Origin of the sequence: Desulfovibrio legallii (genome assembly GCF_900102485.1) — a bacterium.
GTDB classification, from domain to species: Bacteria; Desulfobacterota; Desulfovibrionia; order Desulfovibrionales; family Desulfovibrionaceae; genus Desulfovibrio; species Desulfovibrio legallii_A.
Genome location: NZ_FNBX01000012.1, coordinates 1 through 20,383, shown reverse-complemented (window position 1 = coordinate 20,383; position 20,383 = coordinate 1). Strand labels below are relative to the sequence as shown.

The following is a 20,383-nucleotide window of genomic DNA, read 5'->3' as shown; positions in this document are numbered from 1 at the left end:
GAAGCAACAGACTGGCATTGCAATGGATTTCTGCCAGTTTATCCTCCACGGCATATACCATAAGGTGTCGGCCCCCGCAATATGTAGGGAAAAACTGCGGGGAAGGAGGCGCGGCGGCTTACGGCGTTGGGGCCCCCGGCAGCGGCAGGGTGCTGAGTTCCTGGCTTATGCGCAGCAGTTCAGACTGTTTTTCGGCGAATTTATAGGTCATTTTCAGGTCGTTGCCGATGATGCTGCCCATCTGCGCCAGCCCGGGGCGGCGCTTGACGCCCACGCCGGAGTTCTGGTGGTGCTCGCAGGTCACATCGCCGCAGTACATGATCTGGTACCCTGCGAGGCAGGTGCTCAGGTCGTGGTCCAGGTCGTCCACCTGCGACGGGGTATAGCGGATGTCGAAATCGCCCACCTCCCGCAGGGCCGCCGTGCGGAGCAGGTGCAGGCAGCCCATGACGTTCATGCAGGGCCGGCTGAAGGAATACAGCCCTGTGTCGCGCACGTTCTGACCTGGAGTGGCCACAGACAGTTTGAGCAGCCCGTCCTTGGCCAGGCTGACCAGGCGGTAAAAATACTGAATGCCGGGGGCCAGCCCGTCCTCCTTGGGGAAGACTGCCTTGCCGCCCACAACGGCCGTGCGGGCGTCCTCTTCCATAACGGTGAGGTAGCGGACCAGCCAGTTGGCCGGCACGGTCACGTCGTCGTCCATAAAGGCCACATACGGGCAGGCGCGCACATCGGGCAGATGCAGCAGCCAGTTGCGCGCCGCAGGCGCGCCGATATTGATGGGCAGCGTAATAACGGTGAAGGAGCGCCCAGCGAACAGATCGCGCAGGCCTTCAATCCGTTGGGCGCTGCCGTCGGTGCAGCCGTTGAGCAGCACGAACACGGGGTTGTCGGCGGTTTCGCTGGCGGCCAGGGAGCGCAGGGTCGCTTCCAGCACGGCGCCCTTATTCCAGGAATACAGGCAGATGGCAGTGCGGCATTGGTGGACCAGGGCCTCCTGGGCCTGGGGCGGATGGCGCAGCGTCTCCATGCGCCGTGCAACAGGCCGCAGGCGGGGGTCGGCCGCGCAGGCCCGGGCATAGAGGGCCAGGGCCATGTCCGTTGCCCCGGCCAGAGCAAAGTTGTCCGCCGCCATCTGGCAGGCCAGGGGCAGCTTGTATTCGCCTTGAAGGCGCGCCCAGGCCTCCGTGGCGGCGGCGTGACGCCCCAGCGCGGCGTAGTGCAGGAACAGGCGGTAGTCCCAGAGGCTTTGCATGCGGTGCGGGCAGCGGAACAGGGACGACCAGTCTTCAATGCTGCCTGGAAACTTTTCTTCCAGAGCAAGCAGCGCATTGGCGGCCCCCACATGGGCGGGATTGGCGCGCAGCAGCGCTAGCAGGGGGGCGCTGCCTTCTTCGGGCGCGCCGCACTGCTGCATTTGGCTCCACTGGGCGTCGGAGAGATCGAGCTTTTCCAGCATAGCCAGGTGCTCTTGGCGCTGGGGCGTGGGGCGGAGGTTCTGCAGGGCCTGCAGTATACTCCGGTGCAGCGGCTGGTGCTGCCAGGCCATTTGCAGAAAGTAGAAAAAGGCCTGCTGCGCTTCGGCCGAGCGGGGGAGGTCCGCATCCGCAATGAGAGCATTGACAAAGGCCGCGGCCATGTTGGCGTCCGGCACAACCAGATCCTGATACATGCGCATGTAGCGGAGCTTTTCTTCCAGGTTCAGAATAGCCAGCTCGGCGGACAGCCCTTCTCTGAGCAGCTTGAAGTAGTTGTTGTTCATGACGGCTCCAGGTTATCGGCGTTGTGACGCGGCGCGCTGTGGGGCCCGCTCTCGGGCCGGGCGGCTTACGGCGTTGGGGCGCAGAGCTGCTTTGCGGCCTGCAGCAGCCCGGCGAACAGGCGTTTGAAGTCCGCATCGCGCAGACGGCGGATTTCGTCCTCAGCGTACAGGCCGCGCAGCTTGGTGGAATTGCCCAGCGCGTTGACCGCCTGCCGGTGGTTTACACGGCACATGAGGCCGCTGCGTTTTTTGTGTTGGATGCGCAGGTGCCCGTTGTAGACGACATTTTCGCCCTTGAGACCGGCGCGGAGGTCGCGCTCCAGGTCGTCAAACTGGGAAGGCGAGAACTGGAGGTCGAAGCCGCCCACGGCGTCCAGGCTGGAGCGCCGCAGCAGGTGGCAGCAGCCCGTGACCGAAAGGCAGGGGCGGATATACTGAAAATACCCGAAATCTGGCAGGGGGGAGCAGAGGTCCGTAAGATTGAACAGGCCGGATTTGTTGGCGTCCTGGCGGATAAAAAGGTCGCTTTCAAAGTGCAGGTCCGTGCTTTGCACGGCCATGTGCGCCCCCATGTCCGTCACCTGGCAGCCCAGAATCCCGGCATCGGGGAAGGCCGCGGCCGCTGTGCCCAGCGCGCGCAGCCAGTGGGGCGGCACCAGGGCATCGTCGTCCAGATAGACAACCCAGTCGGCCTGGGCCGCCTCCGGCTCCTGTAAAAGCCAGTTGCGCGCCGCGGGCGCGCCCACATTGACGGGCAGGCGCAGGGCGCGCAGCCGCCCCGCAAAGTTCGCCGTCATGCGCGCGGCCACCGCGGCGGTCTCGTCGGTGCTGCCGTTGTCGAGCAGCAGAACGCGAGCCTCGCCCAGGTCCGAGGCCAGCAGCGCGGCCAGGGTTTCCTCCAGATCCTGAGCGTGATTCCAGGAATAGAGCAGCACCGCGCCCTTACCCGGCGGCGGCGCGGTGGGGCGGTCGCGGCCCGCCTGCAGATCGGCTGCGCGTAGCAGCAGGCCGGTATCCCAGGGGGCCAGGGCGGCCGCTTGCCGGAACAGATCCACAGCCTGGCTTTCTTCCTGCTTATACAGGCACTGCGCCTTGCGGGCCAGCAGGCCCGGCAGGGGGCAGAGGGCCAGGGCTTTGTCGTAGGCCAGGGCCGCGTTGGCCCAGTCGCCCCGCGCATACAGGGTATCCGCCTCCAGGCCGCGCCGCAGCAGCGGCGGCAGGCGCAACAGGCGACAGTAGGCGGCAAACCAGTCCGGATCCCCAGCCTTGAGGCCGGCCCTGACGGCGAAAAACAAGGGCAGGAGCGCATCCGGACGCTGCTTGGCGTAGCGCTCGACCTGGGCGCGGGTGCGCTCCACGCTCTCCGACCCCGAAAGGTTGTCCAGCCGTTGGACAAGATCGCCGCAGTCTTCGGGCAGCCGCGCGCCTTGGGCGGCTGCGCGCAGGAGGGGCGGGGGCAACGGCTGGTTCTGCTGGTGCAGCTGCACCAGCAGGGAACAGATCTGCGGATCAAAGGGGGCGTCTTCCCAGGCGGCAACGGCCAGGCCGTTGAGCAGGGCGCAGAGGTCGGCGGGGGGCAGACCGGCCCAATCCGCATTATGGTCGAGAATGTGGCCGATAACGGCCGTCAGGCGGCGGCCGCCGTGCGCCGCAAGCAGCAGGGTTTCTCTGGCGGCCTGGGGCATGGCGGTCCAGAGCAGCCTGGGGGTGAGCATGGGCATGGCTCCTGCGGGCTCCCGGCCCGCGCGTGTCTGTAGGCCGGGAAACCGCCCCGGCAAGCGGGCCGCGGGCTAGGCCGGCGCCGCGCGCAAGCGGGGCAGTACCTCGTGTTCATAGCAGCGCAGGGCCGCCGCGATGGTGTCGTCCATATCATAATAGCGGTATGCGCCCAGCCGCCCGCCGAAGATGACGTTCGGGGTCGTTTGCCGGGCAAGATCCTGGTAGCGGCGCAGCAGATCGCGGTTGGGCTGCGTGTCCACAGGGTAGTAAGGCTCGTCGTCCTGCCCGGCCGCGCGGGAATATTCCCGAAAAACGACGGTGGCCGGCGTTGCCGGGCGTTCCGGATGGTAGTGCTTGTACTCGTGGATGCGCGTCCAGGGCGTTTCGGCGTCGGCGTAGTTCATGACCGCCGTGCCCTGAAAATCGGGGCAGTCGTGGTACTGCCGCTCAAAATCCACGGTGCGCCACTCCAGCCGGCCCAGGCGATAGTCAAAAAAAGCGTCCACTGCGCCGGTGCAGCAGATCAGGGCATCGGCGTGGCGCGCGGCCACGTCCTGGTAGTCCGTATCAAGCAGCAGGCGGATGCGGGGGTGGCGCAGCAGGTTGCGGAACAAGGCGGCATAGCCTTGCAGCGGGATGCCCTCATGGGCGTCGGAGAAATACCTGTTGTTGTAGGTAAACCGCACGGGCAGGCGGGTGATGATCTCCGGGGAAAGCTCGGTGGGGTCTTTCTCCCACTGCTTGATGGTGTAGCCCCGGATAAAGGCTGTGTAGAGCGAACGCCCGATGAGGGAAACGGCTTTTTCTTCAAGATTGGCCGGATCGGCGAGGCCCTCGCGGGCGATCTCCGCCCGGATGTGGGCCGCAGCCTCGGCCGGGGAAAAACTTTTGCGGAAAAAGGCGTTGATGGTGCCCAGGTTGATGGGCATGGAATAAGCCTGGCCGTTGCTGATGGTCCAGACCGTATGGCGGTATTGATTAAAATCCGTAAACCGTGTGACATACCGCCAGACGTTTTCATCCGAGGTGTGGAAAATGTGCGAGCCGTACTTGTGCACTTCCACGCCGGTGGGGCCGTCGATCTCGGACCAGCAGTTGCCGCCGGGATGCGCGCGGCGGTCGATGACCGTGACAGGAAGACCGGCGTCGGCGGCGATGCGTTCGGCAAGCACCGAGCCGAACAGCCCGGCCCCCACTATGAGAATCGGTTTCATGGGCGACCCTGGTTGTTTTTGCAGCGTCAAGGGATTGGCTGTTGTGGACAGATCCGATTTCCCAATGTTTTCAGCGTAGCATACCAGGATTCAGGTGGCAATCTGCTGTGGTACGCTTTTTGGCATTATATATGCATAAGTTTGTTTATGTATTCCCAGGCGTTGCGCCATGGTAGCCTGTATTCGACGATATGTGTGGAATCGTGCACAGAAAACTGCATGTGTTTGCTATGAAAATGTCTCTAGAGTAAGGCTGTAGCGCTATGAGCGAATTGTCGTTGCTATTTTTGAGAGCTATAACCTACTATCGTAACGCAGATCTTGAGGCGTGGTCAAGAACTGTCCAGAATATCGTTGCGCGTGCAAAAGATTTACCCCTCTCTACATTGAATACCGTTGAACATATGGCTATCCTGTATCAATGTACGGCTGTAGAGCCTTTGCTGGATTTGTTTGAAAATGTTCAGGATGCCGCGGATGGCGCCGCTCTTGCTCAAATGGCCAGCGCGCTCTACTTTTCGCGCCATGAGCCGCACAATGCGGCGCGGGCCGCCAGACGTTTGGTCAGCCCGGAGGAATGTCGCCTGCGCGCCAAAACGGCGGAACTGTGGGAAGCCGTTATGGCGCCTTTGCCAGAAGAGCCACTGGTGCATTTGCTTATTTTGACCTGCAATCGCGCGTCATATGTTGAGAATGCGTTGCGACAGCTTGGAAAAACGTCATATAGAAATTACTCAGTATATATAGCTGACAATGGCTCAACAGATGGCACCTGGGATATCGTGCAACGCGCGCAGGATTTTTTCCCTTCGCATGTTAAAGTTAATTTGTTAAATTTCCCGACGAATATCGGGCGTCCTGCCGGTCACAACTGGCTTTTGACGGCTTTTGACCATAGTGCCGCGGATTACATCGCTATTGGCGATGATGACCTGATCGCTGTGCCGCAAGACTGGCTTACCCGTATGGTTCAAACAGCCCGGGCCATTCCCGGCTGTGGCTGTGTAGGGGGGAAGGCGCTCAGCCCCGGTTGGCCCGCAACCGTCCACGGCGGGATACGCAATATCATCGAATTTTCGCCGCAGGCTGTCGCATTAACCAATGAAGGGGATTGCCCCGATGTGGGGCAATTTGATTATATTGATATTGTTGACCATGTTATCGGATGTTTGCATATTTTTGATCGCTGCGCTCTCGAATCCGCCGGGCTTTTTGACATCAGGCTTTCTCCTTGCCAGTTCGTGGATATCGAGCACCACCTCAGGATGCGTCTGGCTGGAATGAGAATTGTTTTTAACGGACTCATCCACTTTATGCATCTGCGCGGCATGGGGAAGGAAGTGCAAAAGAGCGCTTCGCTTAATGGTAATTCTTTGGGCAATAGGATAAAGTTATTTTATAAGTATGACCAGAACCTCGTGCAACGCGAGTTAGCGGCAAGGCGCGAAGACCGACGGCAGTGGCTGTTGTCATGACCGCCATGCAGGTGCGTCGAGCGCCTAGGGAAGGGGGCATTTTTAATTTATGCAATAATTTATAATATAGTGCTGCTTCACTGAGTAACAGTTATACAAAGTTTGCAGAGGTTGCAATGCGTATAGGGCTGGTAGTGTGGTCATTGTATACTGTGCGCGGTGGCATAGAACGTCTGGGCGCCATGATTGCGGAAGCAATGGTGCGGCGGGGCCACGAGGTGGTTATTTTTTGTCAGGATATTCCTCCGGACGGCAAACCGCAGTATCCTATACCGTCTTCAGTGGAATGCATATCGCTGAACCTTGGGGCACAGGCGTCAGTCGACAAAGCGCGGCGTAAAATTGTTGCATCCAATCTAGACGTGATCTGCGCCCTTTTTTCATGGGACGCGTTGCTCTGGCTGCCGTCAATCATGAACCATACCGGCATACCGCTCGTTATATCAGAACATAGCAAGCCGGAGGTGATAGAAAAAGAGCGCTGGAATGCGTATGAACGGCGGGCTTGTCTGGCGGCGGCGGACAAAATCCATATGCTCACTGCCGATTTTTGGCAGAACTTGCCCGAATTCCTGCGGGAGCGAGCTGTGGTTATCCCCAACCCCGTCCTACCGCCGCTGCCCGTGCCGCCAGATAGGGAATCTGTGCACCGCAAGCAGATAATTGCTGCAGGCCGAATGATTGAAGACGTAAAGCAGTTTTCTTTGTTGTTGCGCGCGTTTAAACTGCTGGCTTCCCGGTTTCCGGATTGGGATCTTTGTCTCTGTGGGGATGGCGTTGACCGTGCAGGCTATGAGAGGCTTGTTCATGGATTACACCTTGAAGAGCGGGTAATGTTTCCTGGCATGGTGGAAAATATTGATGCCTATTATGCCAAAGCCCATGTCTTTTGCATCCCCTCGCGTTATGAAGGTTTTGGCATGGTTATTGTGGAGGCGCAGCGCCACGGCTTGCCCGCTGTGGGTTTTGCTGACTGTACGGGAACCAATGAAATTATTGTGCATGGAGAGAACGGCCTGCTGGCACCGGAGCGGACCCCGGCCGCTTTGGCCGCTACCCTGCAAGTGCTGCTGCGCAGCGCCGCCCTGCGCGACAGGATGGGACGGCGCGCTCAGGAGCTGCTTGCCCGTTATGACGCGCGCACGGTAATGGACCAGTGGGAAAACCTTTTGACCGAAGCTGCGGCGCTTCAAGGCCGGACGCGGTTGCAATACACGCGGCGCGCTGAACGGACAGCTGTGGAAAGTGCCCTGCGGGAAATCCTGGAGCGGGAACATCCCTTTTCCAGACCAGCTTGTGTCAATCTTGAGCGCGAGGCGTCGCAGTTGCGCATGGGGTTTCAGCAGGCGGTACAATTGCTGCAACGCAATAATATTCTGACTTGATATGCCATTATATGTTAAATATATTGAGTTATGTATTATTATATATTAATGAAATTTTATATATGTCGAGATAAAAATGAAATATTCTATTATTACATCAGTATATAATTGCGCAAAGCATATATCTAAATTGATGGCATCAATATTCAATCAGTCATATCCAAATATAGAATGGGTCGTGCAGGATGGGGGGTCCACAGATGGGACCTTAAATATATTGCGGCCCTATGCAGATAGAATCAAGTTGATTTCGGAACCAGATTCGGGCATCTATGATGCTTGGAATAAAGCGCTGGATCGGGCAACTGGGGACTGGGCCATATTTTTAGGCGCAGACGATTTTCTTGTCAGCCGGCATAGCATAGCGCAGTGTCATAGATATTTACGGACTGCACCAGCACATATTTCTATGTCGTATGGCGCATTGCTTACTGGAAAGAATGGAAAAGTTGGACATATGATAAACAGATCGATGCAAGAGGTGTATAATCTGTTTCTTTCAAGGATGGGGCTTCCATTTCCAGCAACATTTATACGTATGAGTGTGTTGCAGAAAGAACGTTTTGACGTCTCATATAAGATTGCTGGTGATTTTGATTTCGCTGCAAAAATTCTTACAAGTGATAATATTATAAAATTGCCAATTATTGTCTCATATATGGAATTGGGCGGGGTGAGCGATGACCCAAAGAGCTGTGTATTGTTTGAGGAGCGCCTCCGTGTGCTTTTTTCACGCGTTGCCCCAAAGGCGCGCGAGATTATGGAAGCAAGTTTGAATTATGCTCTTGATGAGGATAACCCCCTTGAGGATATACCTTAATAATATTCTTAAATAGACTTATTGATAAAATTTAATGGCGGCGGAATAATGAAAAAAAGTTGTTGGTGCGGAAATACTGACCTTGTGCAGTGGAGTGACGCCTACTATAGGTGTAACGTGTGTGAAACTTTAATCTCAATTTATACAGACTGTGCAGAAGAAGAAGGTTTGTTCGCGCCCAAAGATGAGCAAAGATCATTGTATGGTTCAAACTATTGGAAAGAAAAAACAATGCAACAATATAGAAAAATGCATTGTGATGATATTGAGGATGCCTTAATTCTACACTACAGGGAGCGTGCAGGGCTTTGGCTTAGCGCCATTATGCGACACATTCTGCCCCCGGCTACGGTTTTGGAGGTGGGGTGCGGTTTAGGATCGCTCACCCGCTGGATGCAGGATCTCGGTTATGAGGCTCGTGCGTTGGAGCTGAGTCGGCAATGGACGGAGCATTTGCGGCAGGAGGTAGGCATCAAGGTGGACGTGGGGACTATGGGACCTCTGCAGTCTGGTGAATGCAAAACGGATGCAATTGTTTTAATGGACGTTCTTGAGCATATTTCCGATCCTGTTTCATTTATGAAAAATGCTATTTCAATGTTAAGTAATGATGGAATATTGTGTATACAAACACCAAAGTACTCTGAAAAGGTTTCTTTTTCCTATCTTCAACAGACAAATGCTAGATTTATTCGGCAGTTAATTCCTAATGAGCATCTCTTTCTTTTTTCTGCAGCCGCTCTTGAACGGCTTGTCCGTGAGCATGGCTTTGTCCATAGCGTACATTATCCGACGCTTGGCGTTGACGACATGTTTTATATTTTTTCCAGGAAACCGCTCAAACAGTATTCGCCTCTGCAGATAAAGAAGACGTTCATGGCTATTCCGGAAAGGATAACGGCTTATGCTGCCTATGTCAACTATCTCCACCTTGCTGCATTGCAACAGCAGAACGCAACGTTAAAGACTATTATACAAAATATTTCAGAGACCATGCGTGGGCATGCATTGGCCGACGATGGACTCCCTACATCACCGAGCGTGAAAGCGCATCCTTTGCCTCCAGGCTTTTCTGCACAGGAGGTTGCAAAACTGCTGTACATCCGCCTGGATGGCATTGGCGACAGTATCCTGGCCAACGCCCTGTTGGAACATTTGCCTACCATTTTCCCAAAAGCGCGCATTACTGTAGCTTGTGACGCCGCTGCTGCCACCCTGTATGCGGCTGCCCCCATGGTTGCAGAGGTGTTGCCGATCGAAAAATCCCGCCTGGATGATCCTGACTATCTGCTGCAATGTGTCAAGTTGCTTCGTGCAGTAAAAGCGAACGTCGTTTTTCAGGGGACGCGTTCTCCAACCATGTCTGTGGCGGCTCTCAGTCTTGCATTGGAGATTCCTGTCATGGGGCTTCGCGCCAATGCGGTTAACATGAGTCCGAGTGAGAGGGATTTTTACAATGCTGCGCTTGCCTCCCAATGGGCCCCGCATCCAGGAACATCTAATGAAATGGCAACATACAGGGAAATATTACGCCAACTGGGTGCTCCTCTTCCCTGCTTGAAGCCAAAGATTTGGTTGCCGGCTGCGGCCCGTTCGGCTGCTGATGCCCTGTGGGCGCAGTGTGGCCTTGCACTAGGGCACACCATAGCCATTTTTTGCGGTGGGGGGGATAGGCAGCGTGATTGCCCCTTTGTGGGTGAGGCGTTGTCGCGGTGTTGTCAGAAATATAATCTTGCCGTCGTTGCCCTGGGATCTTCCCGAGAAAAGGCGATCAATGAAAAAAATATTAGCGCGTTGCGCACTCAAGGCATTGCGGCTGTTAATCTTTCCGGCAAGACTGATTTCTTGACCAGTGCCGCCTTGCTTGCCCGCTGCCGTTTGGCTGTAGGCGTTGATACGAGCTTTGCCCATGCTGCGGCCGCTCTGCAAGTGCCGCAAGTGATTGTTCTGGGGGGCGCAGATATGGGGCGTTTCCTTCCTTCTTCGCCGAAGACATTGGCCCTTTGTCTGCCGTTGGAATGTGCCGGGTGTAACTGGAGGTGCCGGTATGCGGAGCGACACTGTCTGACGGGAATCAGCCCGGATTGTCTTGCGCAGGCGGTGGAAACTGCCCTCACAGGTGTGTGGCCGGAGACCGGGGCTGGCCGCATCGTTCTCCAGCCGCCCCATACCTGGCCACGCGCGGCAGGTCGCCCCCGTTGGCGCAGCCCGCAGGCGCTAATGCGGCAACAGGGCGCGCTCGGAGACGAAGACAGAATATGCATTGAGCCGCTTGCAGCATATTGCCGCAAACATTCCGCCTGAGTCCCCCCCTACCCCTGCCGCAGCGCCTCCACCAGCTTGGCCATGTCCTGGGCCTGGGTGCGCAGGGCGGCCATTTCGCGGGCGGCCACTTCCATGGAATCGGCCGTGGATTTGGCAATATAGTTCACGTCTTCCAGCGACTTGTTGATGGCCGCGCTGGCGGCGGACTGCTCCTCGCTGGCCGAGGCGATGGCCCGCACCTCGTCCGCGGTCTGATCCACCATGCCCACGATTTTGCTCAGCGCCTCGCCGGAGCGGCCCGCAAAGCCCGTGGCCGTGTCAATGGTCTGCACTGTGGCGTCCACCAGAGCCACGCTGGTTTCCGCGCTCTGCTGAATGGCTTTGACGGCTTCGGCCACATCCTTGGTGGAGGCCATGGTCTTTTCCGCCAGTTTGCGCACCTCGTCGGCCACCACGGCGAAGCCGCGCCCCGCGTCGCCCGCGCGGGCGGCCTCAATGGCCGCGTTAAGGGCCAGCAGATTGGTCTGGTCCGCAATGTCCGAAATGACGCTCATGATCCTGGTAATGGCCTGGGCGTGTTCCGCCAGCTGGGCCATGCCTTCCCGCAGGCTTAAGGACTGGCGCTGCACCTCCTGAATGCCGGAAACGGCCTGGGCCACCACCTGTGCGCCGGATTCGGCCTCCACTCGCGCCGCGTTGGAAATGTCCGCCGCGCCCCCGGCGTTTTTAGCCACGTCCAGCACGCTGGCGTTCATCTGGCCCATGCCCGCGGCGGTTTCCGTCAGGCGCTTCAGGGCATGACTCAAGGCCACATGGGTGTTGTCCACCTGGTCGGCGATTTGTTCGGCGGCGGCGTTGAGCTTTTCCACCACGCCGCCCATGCGCCCGGCCGCGCTCACGATGCCCTCTTGCCGGGCCTTTTCGGCCTCCTGTTGCGCTTTATGGGCCTCTTCCACGGCTTGGCGGGCCTCCTCGCTCATGCTGCGGGCCTCTTCGGTTCTGGCTTGGGCTTCCTTCACCAGGTTGCGCAGGTTGCTTTCCATGTGCCGCAGGGCATCGGCCAGCTGGCCCATATCGTCGTTGCCGCGCACGCCCAGCCGGGCGGAGGCGTCCCCCTTGGCCACGGCCAGGGCGTAGCGCGTAATCCGGCCCACGGGCGCGCTGATGCGCAGCCCCACCAGCACGGCCAGCGCCAGCAGAACCGCCAGCAGCCCCAGCGCGGTGAGCACAGCGGCCTGGATGCCGGCGTACTCCAGCTTGGCCAGCTCTTCAATGGGCAGGCCCACAAACCACATGCCCAGAATTTTGCCGTCCGCCGTCCGCACGGGCCAGTAGGCGGATTGGTAGCGCACGCCCAGGATGACGTTGCGCACCAGGCTTACTTCGCCGCGCTCCAGCACGGCCCGCACCACGTCCGGGGCGTCCAGCTTGGTGCCGACAACCCGCTTGCCGTCGCGCATAATGGTGGTCATGACTCGCGTATCGCCCTTGAAGATGGTCACGTCCACGCCGGCCAGGCGCTTGAGGTCGTCCAGAAACGTGGGCGTGGTGAGGAGCACGCCCACAGAAACGGTGCCCACCACGGCCCCCTCGTGGCGTATGGGGCAGGAGGCGCGGAGCATAAAGGGATTGATGGGCCCCGTGACCACGGCGGCGGCGGCTTCGCCCTGCATGGCCTTGGCCACGGTGGACTGTCTGGCGATGTTGTCGCCGTATTTGGGGGCGTGGCCGCGGGCCACGACCGTGCCCTGGGCGTCCGTAACGGACATGAAGTCCGAACCCGCGGCGCGCATAAGCTCCTGGGCCAGAGCGTAGACCGTGGCGTGGTCCTTGGCGGCCACGGCGGCGGCGAAGTCCGGATTGCGCGCCACAAGATCCCCGCTGCGGAGAAAGCGCTCCGCCGTAGCGGCGATGGCGGCTTCCACCACCTTCTGGCTGCGCGCCATGCCGTCTTCCAGCTCCGCCTCAAAAGGTTTTTTCATATGATAGATGGCGACGCCGAGCACCACGGCGCAGCAGACGATCAGCGCAATGAACAGGGAACCCACATACTTGTGCGCGAGCGTGAGACGCATGGAATGTCCTCCCCCAAGCATAACGAAAATGCCGTCGGAATTGCCGCGTTGCAGCGGGCAAGGCCCGTCCGCGGCCAGGATCTGGCCGCGCCGTGCGGACCTCAGAGCGTGGATGCCCCCCTGCCAAGGGGCAGGCACGTCGCCTGTAGTGTTTTAATCTCTATCGACAAGAATGATAAAAAGTTGAGAGACGAGTATAGAATGGACGGCAAAAGCTGTCAAAAGGCTGCGCCGGAATGATGGCCGCAGCGGCAAAAGAATTTTTTTTCACATTGCGTGGCATGCGAAGCGTTCTGCAAAACCGTGTGGGGGATTGCCGGGGCTGTGGGGCGGGGTAAAGGCGCAGATGCGGCATAGGGGGCGGCAGGGCGGATGCTGCCCTGCGCGGAATCAGCCCAGCTTGGCGCGCACCTGACGGCAGAGGCCCATGAGGGCGTCGTACTCGTGGCGGCGCAGGCCCGCGCGGCTGAACAGCCGCCGCCAGGGCAGCAGGAAGTAGTCGGGGTTGTCGCCGTGCAGGTAGTCCAGCCGCAGGAGCATGTCTTTGAGCGCGGCCATAAGCCGTTCCTGCTCGGCGGCCGTGGCGGCCCGCCCGCCGGGCACGGGGTCTGGCCGGTCCTGGCGGGGTGGCGCGTCAGGCGCGGGGCCTGCGTTGTCGGCGACCAGGGTGGCCGTCGTGCCCGTGGCGTCGGCCCTGGCATGGCGCAGGGCCCGTGCGGCGTTGGCGCATTCGTAGGTCAGGAGCAGCACGGCCTGGGCCAGATTGAGGGAGCGCGCCGCCGGATCAGTGGGGATGGTGACCAGCTGTTGGCAGTGGGTGATTTCCGCATTGTTCAGGCCGCGGTCTTCAGGACCGAAAACCAGGGCTACCCGTTCCCCGCGCGCCAGAGCCGCCGCCGCCAGCCTCCCGGCCTGCGGGGGCGAGAGCAGGGCCCTGCGCCAGCCGCCCACCCGCGCCGTTGTGCCCAGCACCAGGGCGCAGGGGGCCACGGCTTCCTCCACTGCGGGGTGCACGGTCAGGCTGTCCAGCAGGGGCAGGCCCTTGGGCGTGGCCAGAGGTGCGGCTTTGTCTTTGTCCCAGCGTTCCGGATCCACCAGACGCAGAGAAGGGCAGCCCATATTGACGCAGGCCCGCGCCGCCATGCCGATGTTTTCAGGGAAGCGGGTCTTGACCAGAACCACGTCCAGACCGTGCAGCAACATCATGCGCCTCAGCACAACCGGAAAAAGGACGTCAGCACCTGGGTTGCGCCTTCGGTCGGTTCCAGAAAAAGGGCGGGGGCCTGGGGCCAGATATGGCTGGCCGCCAGAGCCAGCATGGCGCCGCCGGCCCCGCATTTGCACACTGTGCCCAAAAAGCGTCCCATCATGGCCCCGAAGGCCGCGTCCAGAGCCTCGCCCAACGGGCGGCCCCGGACAATCTCCATGAGGAAACAGCCTGTCCACGCGCCCAGCAGCGCGCCGATGAGCGCGCCCAGGCCAAAGAACAGGGGGGCCAGCAGGATGGCGCCGGCAATGGCTCCTATCATGCCGGCAAAGGTGCCGGAGGAGCTGGAGCCGTAGCGCCGGGCCTTGACGATCTGCAGGCCCATTTCCAGGGCCTCCCCGGCCAGGGCGATGCCCACCATGAGCACCCAGAACCAGACGTCCATGGACTGGGCCGCGGGGTGGACCATCTTCCACAGAGCTACCAGCCCCAGCAGCAGCCAGTTGGCCGGCAGACCGAAGATATTCAGCAGCAGCACAAAGCAGAGCAGCGAGATGAACGCGCCCGCCAGAACTGAGGCCAGGGGAAAAGGCAGAAAATCCATAGAACCGCCTGTGGGCCGGTTGTGCCGCAAAAACCGGCGCGTTACTTCTGTTCGCGCAGATCCTTGAGCCGCACGGCCTTGCCCTCGGTACGCGGCAGGCTGTTGCTTTCCACCAGCTCCACCCTGGGCGTCACCAGAATTTCATCGCGCAGGCGCGCGGTAATGGCCTTTTGCAGGTTGTGGAGCACGCGCATATCTTCCACAAAATACTCGTCCCGGATTTCCACCTGCACCCGCATGACGTCGCCGATGCCGTCGTTTTCCAGGACGATAAGGTAGCTTTGCCCCACTTCCGGGAAGGCCATGATGACCTGCTCCACCTGGAGGGGGTAGACGTTCACGCCCTTGATGATGAACATGTCGTCCGCGCGGCCCAGGATGCGGTCGATGCGCCGGTGCTTGCGGCCGCAGGCGCAGGATCCGGGCAGAAAGCGGGTCAGGTCGCGGGTGCGGTAGCGCAGGATGGGCATGCCCTGGCGGCAGAGACAGGTCATGACCAGCTCCCCCACCTCGCCGTCGGGCAGGGCTGCGCCTGTCTCCGGGTCCACAATTTCGGGGATGTAGGCGTCCTCCCAGATGTGCAGCCCGTTCTGCTCCAGGCATTCAAAGCCCACGCCGGGGCCGTTCATCTCCGAGAGGCCGTAGGAGTTGTAGACCTTCATGTCAAAGAGCTGCTCAATGCGGCGGCGGTATTCTTCGGTGTACGGCTCCGCGCCCACCATGGCGATGCGCAAGGGGAATTCGCGCGGGTCTTCGCCCATTTCGCGCAGGTGCTCGCCCAGAATCAGCGCGTAAGAAGGCAGAATGTGGGCCACCGTGGTGTGAAAATCCTTGGCCAGCTTGATCTGGCGGCGGGAATTGCCCGCCCCGGCCGGGATGGTCATGCAGCCCAGGCGCTCCGCCCCGAAGTGGATGCCCAGGCCGCCCGTGAACAGCCCGTAGCCGGACATATTCTGGAATACGTCGTCCCGGCGCACGCCCACCATATACATGCAGCGGGCCATGAGGTCCGCCCAGGCGTTGATGTCGTTCTGGGTATGGCAGATGGCCACGGGCGAACCCGTGGTGCCGCTGGAGCAGTGCATGCGCACCACCTCGGACTGCGGCACGCAGAGCAGCCCTGTGGGATACTGGGCGCGCAGATCGTCCTTGGTGGTAAAAGGGATGCGCCGCAGGTCGTCCAGGCTGCGCAGGGATTCTGGCCCTACGCCGGCCTCGTCCAGGCGTTGGCGGTAAAAGGCGCACTTGCGGGTCTGCGCCACGGTGTTGCGCAGGCGCAGCAGCTGCGTTTCTTCAATATGCTCGCGACTCCACAGTTCCGCTTCGTCAAAAACGTCCATGCCTTCCCCCTCAAGTGGCGCGTCTTACTTCACCTGCCGGTGCGCCCAGCCCCAGAGCAGTCCAAAACAGCCCGCCAGCATCATGTCGCCGTGCGGGGCCAGAAATGTGCCGCAGCCCTCCAGAAGGGCGCGCTTGGGCCCGGTGATGAAGGTGGGCGCGTAGCCGCCGGCCTCCTCACAGTACGGACCAAAAGCCGTGCCGTGCCCGCCGCTGGCCTGTACCGCCTCGGCCGGCAACCAGTGCTTGCGGAACTGCTCCAGATCCTCCAGGAGCTGCTCCCGTGTGCGCATGCCCGTGTGGTGCTCGTAAATGCCGCGCACCTTGCCCTGATACACCAGGGCCGCCACGGTGTGCCCGTTGCCCACGTTGACGATGGTCACGCCTTCGCGGAAGCTGCGCTCCAGCACGCTCGGGTCGCACAGCGCGCCCAGCAGGGCGCTGGCGCCCGTGTCCGCCACGGGGCCGCCCGTCTTTTCGTGCAGGGCCTGCATGCGGGTCAGGGACGGGGGCGGCGCGGCGTGGATCCAGCCGGAAGGGGCCGCCGAGGCGGCCAGAAGGTCGCTCCAGGCGCGCATGCGGCCCTGCCGGTTGTTGTAGACGTGAAAGCCGTGGTCCTGCGCTGCGGCCAACACCAAGTGCGGCTGCGGCAGCCCGGCCAGGCGCAGCAGGCCCGCCCAGAAATCGGGCGCGTAGTCGGCAAGAAAGACGGGCACGCAGCCTTCCGGACAATTGGCGCAGATTTCCACGCCCAGGCCGCGGACCACCTCTTCGCTGTCATGAATGCCGCGGGTGGCCGCGGCGGTGGAAAAGACCGCCAGCCCGGCGGCCAGGTGTTCTTTGATGGCCTGGGTAAAGCCCCCGCCCATGTTGCCGCCGTAAAGCCAGATATTGCGGTGCAGCAGGGTGAGCTCGCGGATGCGCTGGGCCGCCAGCCGGGCCGGGGCGGGCAGCACAAAGCGCGGCCAGTTTTCGCCTTCCAGCCCTGGACGGGCCAGCAGCGCGTCCTGCGTGCCGCTGCCTATGTCCACACAGAGCACCGGGCCCGCGCTGCGCAAAAATTTCTGTACGGTTTCGTCCATGCCACACTCCATAGGGCTTGCAAGAGTAGCCGCAACAGCTTTAGAGCGCAAGCCCGCCGCGACAGGAAAAAACACTTGCCATTCCCCGGACTATGCGATAGAAGCCTTCTCTGCGCCGAGGTGGTGGAACTGGTAGACACGCTATCTTGAGGGGGTAGTGAGAATTCTCGTGCGGGTTCGAGTCCCGCCCTCGGCACCATGATGGTTTTCAGATGATTTCAACAAAAATCATTTTCTTTCAAAAAGCCGCCCCAATCAACGAGATTGGGGCGGCTTTTGCTTTCACGTCCATTCACATTTTTTCATTTGCTGTCGTTTGCAGTCAACCTTGCTGTTGGTTATAGTGTTGGTCGTTGGCGCAGTCGTCATTTTCAAAACCAACACTGACCCTCCCCCAGGAAAATATACCATTGAAAAGTTAGTATTCCTGGCATAGGAGCACAAGAATGAAACGCAGCAGATTTACCGAAGAACAGATTATTGGAGTATTGCGGCAGGCCGATTTTGTTACGCATCTCCCAATAGAGCTTCAAACACTTCGCGGGTGTCTCTAGGATTGGTTGGACTAAGCACGCCTTGGCTTAGAGCACGCTTTTTATCGAGCAGTCGGTGTAGATTGCAATCAAAGCTTTGATCGCCGTAGGTAGGGTGGATGGCTAGTGGATAGTGCAGAAACACGGCTTTCTTTTGGCCGATTCTGTAAACCCGGTCAGTGCACTGGTCTTCGACCGCCGGATTCCACCAGCGCGTTAGATGTATGACATGGTTGGCGGCGGTAAGGTTTAGCCCCACTCCCCCAGCTTTAGGTGAGAGCAACAGCACGTCAAATCCATCAGGCCCATTTTGGAATTTATTTACAATTCCTTGTCGTTGCGTTGCCTGTACCCCGCCGTTGATGCATGAGACAGAAAGTGAATATTTCTCACTCAGGAGTGTGGCAAGCCGTGCCTGCGTTTCGAGGTATTCCACAAATACGAGGGTTTTTTCGTCGCGTTTCTGTATTTCGTCCAAGATTGTCATGAGGCGGACAATGCGTGCCGAGCATTCCAGCATTTTTTGGGGCGAATCCGTTGGATCAAGCGGTGGATGCAATGATATTTGCCGCATACGCTGAATGGCCTCAAGTACCGCCCCCATTGATCCCATGCGGAGTTTTTCCTTGGCGTTAGCCAGTGCTGCATCGTAGATTTGCGCTTGCAAAGGTGGCATAATGTCTTCGTAAGGCGGAAGGATCGTTTTTTCTGGCCGCTCGTTCCAGTGTGTATCTTTCAACCTGCGCAGAAGTACAGGAGGCGTAGCGCACTCCAGCTCTTCCTTGATTTTTTGCAGAAAAATTTCCTTGTCGTAGGCTTCTTCAGGCTCATCATGCTGGCTTGCATTGTTACTGCGGCTTGTATTTGGGCAGTGTACTCCTTTCGGGTACGGGCCAAAAGTTGGCTTCCCTCCCCTCTCGATAGTTTCATAGTTTTCAACAAAACGTAGCAGCTTCTGTTTGCGTGTGGGTTGTACTCTGTCCACAATACTCACAAGGTCGCGCAAGCTATTTTCTACGGGTGTCCCGGTCAATGCGAGGCAAAATTCTGTCTTTATGGACTTTGCCATTTCAGAAACCAGTGCGCCAGGATTCTTTATTTTTTGTGCCTCATCAAAAACAAGCAGAGAGTACGGCCCCACGAATACTTCTATTTTGTCACGCATGGTTTCATACGTTGTGATAGCCCATGGATGCTGCATCAGGGCTTCGCGTGCTGCGGCTCTACTAGCAAAAGCTGTAAAAAATGGACCATAGGCTTCGAGTGGATTCCCCAGCGCACGGTCAAAAAATTTTTCAGCCTCCTCCTGCCAGTTCTTAATCAAGGCTGTAGGCGCAACGATGAGTATTGGGTGGCGATCTGCATGCCCTGTTTCCATTTGCTTAAAAAGCCACCACATGAAGGAAAGAGTTTGAAGTGTTTTTCCTAAGCCCATGTCATCAGCTAGAAGAGCACCTGAAGTTCCTGCACGCCAATGCGCTTGCAGCCAATCAATGCCGTCCTGCTGGTGAAGATGCGGGTGCACGCCAGCAGCATACTCTATAGCGCCTTCCCACGCTGGCCGCGTTGGCACGGCACATACTTCATCAACGTCAGTTACTCTTGGTGCAATGCGGAAAATTTCTACTTTTCCCTGTTTTTCTCCTTCCAAAAAAATTCGTGCTGTTGTTTTAAGCTGCTCAAGAAGGTCAAACGTTACAGAAATGTTGTCTCCGCATAAAGAGACAAGCGGCTCATTGTTTTCCAAAGCACCAGCGACATCAGCGATGAATTGTCGCAATTCTGGCACAGATACTTGATATGCTTGGTCGCCCACAAGAATTTGCACAGTATCCGGCAGCGTGTCCGGCAGCCATTTTTGCCCGCTGGAGCTTGTGGGAAAGACATTTCGCGCTTCCCATATGCAGAGCCCTTTGACGCGCTCCTCTAAAAAAAGAGGTGTTTCCACAAAAATGCTGTCTATAATTTCTTCTGACAGATCGCCCGCCAGTCGTTTTTTTAAAAACTCATAAGGATTATTGATGAAATCTATTTTTTCTTGAATGCTTGACCGGTTAACGCCCTTCACCGCGCTCAATCCGACTTGCATTTCCTTGGGCAGTGAAATGAAGTATCCGCTTCCCAGTGCGTATTGGGTTCGCAGGGGGTGCTGCTCAAAATCTTTTACAAAAGTTGCGTGCGCCTGCGGCGGAAGAATCTTGTTTTCCTGGGTGCTGCCATCTTCATTCTCGTGCGTTGGCACTTCTGCTAGCAGGCGGGGCGTGATACGCAAATCACCTCGAATAGATTGAATACTAACAGTAAAGTGGTATGCTCTGGCAATTTTGTATGAACGTAACGCCTTATTGTCAATGACTTCATCCGGCTTACACATCAAATCAAGCAGCTCTGCCCACCAGAACATTCTGTCCTGCGGATCCGTCAGTGGATCCGTTCTGTAAGCATCAATCTTTGTAATGATACTGTAATTTGGGTCGAGCAGGCAGTACTCCTTGCCTTCGGCTTTGACCATTATTCCAGTTCGAGTAAACAAAATTGGGCGAGACAGGGCATGGAAAGCATACTCCACGGCAAACTTGCTTCCTATTGTGAGGCTCCCTCGAGGGTGAACGCGCAAATGAAAGGGAAGGGCTGGGGGCAACGCCAGGGCTGCCAACTCCCACGGCTGACACTTAGCCATATGTCGATTGAGAATTGTGACGGTATTCTCAGTCAAAGTGGCCCAGCCTTTATTGCAAAGCTGCTCAAGCATATTGTAGGAAAATAGCGCACCGGCTCTATTGCGCACTTCATATGTGCGCCATGCCCCGGTAATCCCCCCAAAAAGAAGTAGCGTTTATGGGTAGAATTTCCGATACTGACCCGAACGGAGATTTTACATGAAAGCGTCCAGATTTTCCGACA

At 58.5% G+C, this 20,383-nt stretch carries 13 protein-coding genes and 1 tRNA gene; 5 read left to right on the top strand and 9 right to left on the bottom strand.

From position 1 onward, the window contains the following. Positions 1-118 precede the first annotated feature (118 nt). From BLS55_RS08165 to glf, 3 genes are all read right to left on the bottom strand, one after another. A complete protein-coding gene (locus tag BLS55_RS08165) occupies positions 119-1,762 on the bottom strand; it encodes a glycosyltransferase (protein WP_092154181.1) in 1,644 nt (547 codons plus the stop codon). A gap of 65 nt (positions 1,763-1,827) precedes the next feature. Then, positions 1,828-3,477, bottom strand: a complete 1,650-nt coding sequence (locus BLS55_RS08160) for a glycosyltransferase (RefSeq protein ID WP_092154179.1) — start codon at positions 3,475-3,477, stop codon at positions 1,828-1,830. A gap of 75 nt (positions 3,478-3,552) precedes the next feature. After that, positions 3,553-4,695 (bottom strand): UDP-galactopyranose mutase, encoded by a 1,143-nt coding sequence (glf, locus tag BLS55_RS08155; RefSeq protein WP_092154177.1) that lies wholly within the window; start codon positions 4,693-4,695, stop codon positions 3,553-3,555. 263 nt (positions 4,696-4,958) lie between these two features. Here glf and BLS55_RS08150 point away from each other — a divergent pair, with 263 nt between their 5' ends. The 4 genes from BLS55_RS08150 to BLS55_RS08135 all read left to right on the top strand — a co-directional run bounded on the left by BLS55_RS08150 (position 4,959) and on the right by BLS55_RS08135 (position 10,679). Continuing rightward, the gene (locus BLS55_RS08150; protein WP_092154175.1) at positions 4,959-6,170 is read left to right on the top strand and encodes a glycosyltransferase family 2 protein; all 1,212 of its coding nucleotides are present in this window, start codon (positions 4,959-4,961) and stop codon (positions 6,168-6,170) included. A gap of 116 nt (positions 6,171-6,286) precedes the next feature. Further along, entirely contained in the window at positions 6,287-7,555 is a 1,269-nt protein-coding gene (locus BLS55_RS08145; protein ID WP_092154173.1) for a glycosyltransferase family 4 protein, read from the top strand. 76 nt (positions 7,556-7,631) lie between these two features. Beyond that, complete coding sequence (locus BLS55_RS08140; RefSeq protein ID WP_092154171.1) at positions 7,632-8,375, top strand: glycosyltransferase family 2 protein; 744 nt, start codon at positions 7,632-7,634, stop codon at positions 8,373-8,375. Between the two features lie 48 nt (positions 8,376-8,423). Next, complete coding sequence (locus BLS55_RS08135) at positions 8,424-10,679, top strand: methyltransferase domain-containing protein (protein WP_092154169.1); 2,256 nt, start codon at positions 8,424-8,426, stop codon at positions 10,677-10,679. 8 nt (positions 10,680-10,687) lie between these two features. Here BLS55_RS08135 and BLS55_RS08130 read toward each other — a convergent pair whose 3' ends face one another. The 5 genes from BLS55_RS08130 to BLS55_RS08110 form a co-directional block, all read right to left on the bottom strand. Continuing rightward, entirely contained in the window at positions 10,688-12,715 is a 2,028-nt protein-coding gene (locus tag BLS55_RS08130; protein WP_092154167.1) for a methyl-accepting chemotaxis protein, read from the bottom strand. Between the two features lie 390 nt (positions 12,716-13,105). Beyond that, a complete protein-coding gene (locus BLS55_RS08125) occupies positions 13,106-13,918 on the bottom strand; it encodes an RNA methyltransferase (protein WP_092154166.1) in 813 nt (270 codons plus the stop codon). Positions 13,919-13,926: 8 nt separating this feature from the next. Further along, positions 13,927-14,526, bottom strand: coding sequence for a DUF456 domain-containing protein (locus BLS55_RS08120; RefSeq protein WP_092154164.1), 600 nt, complete (start codon positions 14,524-14,526; stop codon positions 13,927-13,929). A gap of 41 nt (positions 14,527-14,567) precedes the next feature. Continuing rightward, entirely contained in the window at positions 14,568-15,866 is a 1,299-nt protein-coding gene (locus BLS55_RS08115) for a phenylacetate--CoA ligase family protein (RefSeq protein ID WP_092154162.1), read from the bottom strand. A 24-nt stretch (positions 15,867-15,890) separates the two neighbouring features. Then, complete coding sequence (locus tag BLS55_RS08110; RefSeq protein ID WP_092154160.1) at positions 15,891-16,946, bottom strand: DUF1786 domain-containing protein; 1,056 nt, start codon at positions 16,944-16,946, stop codon at positions 15,891-15,893. A 114-nt stretch (positions 16,947-17,060) separates the two neighbouring features. On the opposite strand from BLS55_RS08110, the gene BLS55_RS08105 reads away from it, so the two are divergent. Continuing rightward, positions 17,061-17,145 (top strand) — tRNA-Leu (locus BLS55_RS08105). Positions 17,146-17,453: 308 nt separating this feature from the next. On the opposite strand, the gene BLS55_RS08100 is transcribed toward BLS55_RS08105, so the two are convergent. Next, complete coding sequence (locus tag BLS55_RS08100; RefSeq protein WP_092154159.1) at positions 17,454-20,231, bottom strand: DEAD/DEAH box helicase; 2,778 nt, start codon at positions 20,229-20,231, stop codon at positions 17,454-17,456. Between the last annotated feature and the right edge of the window lie 152 nt (positions 20,232-20,383).

Bases quoted from the DNA above. Each gene is read 5' to 3' on its own strand.
- BLS55_RS08165 (WP_092154181.1), bottom strand. From the start codon at position 1,762: ATGAACAACAACTACTTCAAGCTGCTCAGAGAAGGGCTGTCCGCCGAG.
- BLS55_RS08125 (WP_092154166.1), bottom strand. From the start codon at position 13,918: ATGTTGCTGCACGGTCTGGACGTGGTTCTGGTCAAGACCCGCTTCCCT.
- BLS55_RS08145 (WP_092154173.1), top strand. From the start codon at position 6,287: ATGCGTATAGGGCTGGTAGTGTGGTCATTGTATACTGTGCGCGGTGGC.
- BLS55_RS08130 (WP_092154167.1), bottom strand. From the start codon at position 12,715: ATGCGTCTCACGCTCGCGCACAAGTATGTGGGTTCCCTGTTCATTGCG.
- BLS55_RS08135 (WP_092154169.1), top strand. From the start codon at position 8,424: ATGAAAAAAAGTTGTTGGTGCGGAAATACTGACCTTGTGCAGTGGAGT.
- BLS55_RS08115 (WP_092154162.1), bottom strand. From the start codon at position 15,866: ATGGACGTTTTTGACGAAGCGGAACTGTGGAGTCGCGAGCATATTGAA.
- glf (WP_092154177.1), bottom strand. From the start codon at position 4,695: ATGAAACCGATTCTCATAGTGGGGGCCGGGCTGTTCGGCTCGGTGCTT.
- BLS55_RS08140 (WP_092154171.1), top strand. From the start codon at position 7,632: ATGAAATATTCTATTATTACATCAGTATATAATTGCGCAAAGCATATA.
- BLS55_RS08150 (WP_092154175.1), top strand. From the start codon at position 4,959: ATGAGCGAATTGTCGTTGCTATTTTTGAGAGCTATAACCTACTATCGT.
- BLS55_RS08110 (WP_092154160.1), bottom strand. From the start codon at position 16,946: ATGGACGAAACCGTACAGAAATTTTTGCGCAGCGCGGGCCCGGTGCTC.
- BLS55_RS08100 (WP_092154159.1), bottom strand. From the start codon at position 20,231: ATGCTTGAGCAGCTTTGCAATAAAGGCTGGGCCACTTTGACTGAGAAT.
- BLS55_RS08160 (WP_092154179.1), bottom strand. From the start codon at position 3,477: ATGCTCACCCCCAGGCTGCTCTGGACCGCCATGCCCCAGGCCGCCAGA.
- BLS55_RS08120 (WP_092154164.1), bottom strand. From the start codon at position 14,526: ATGGATTTTCTGCCTTTTCCCCTGGCCTCAGTTCTGGCGGGCGCGTTC.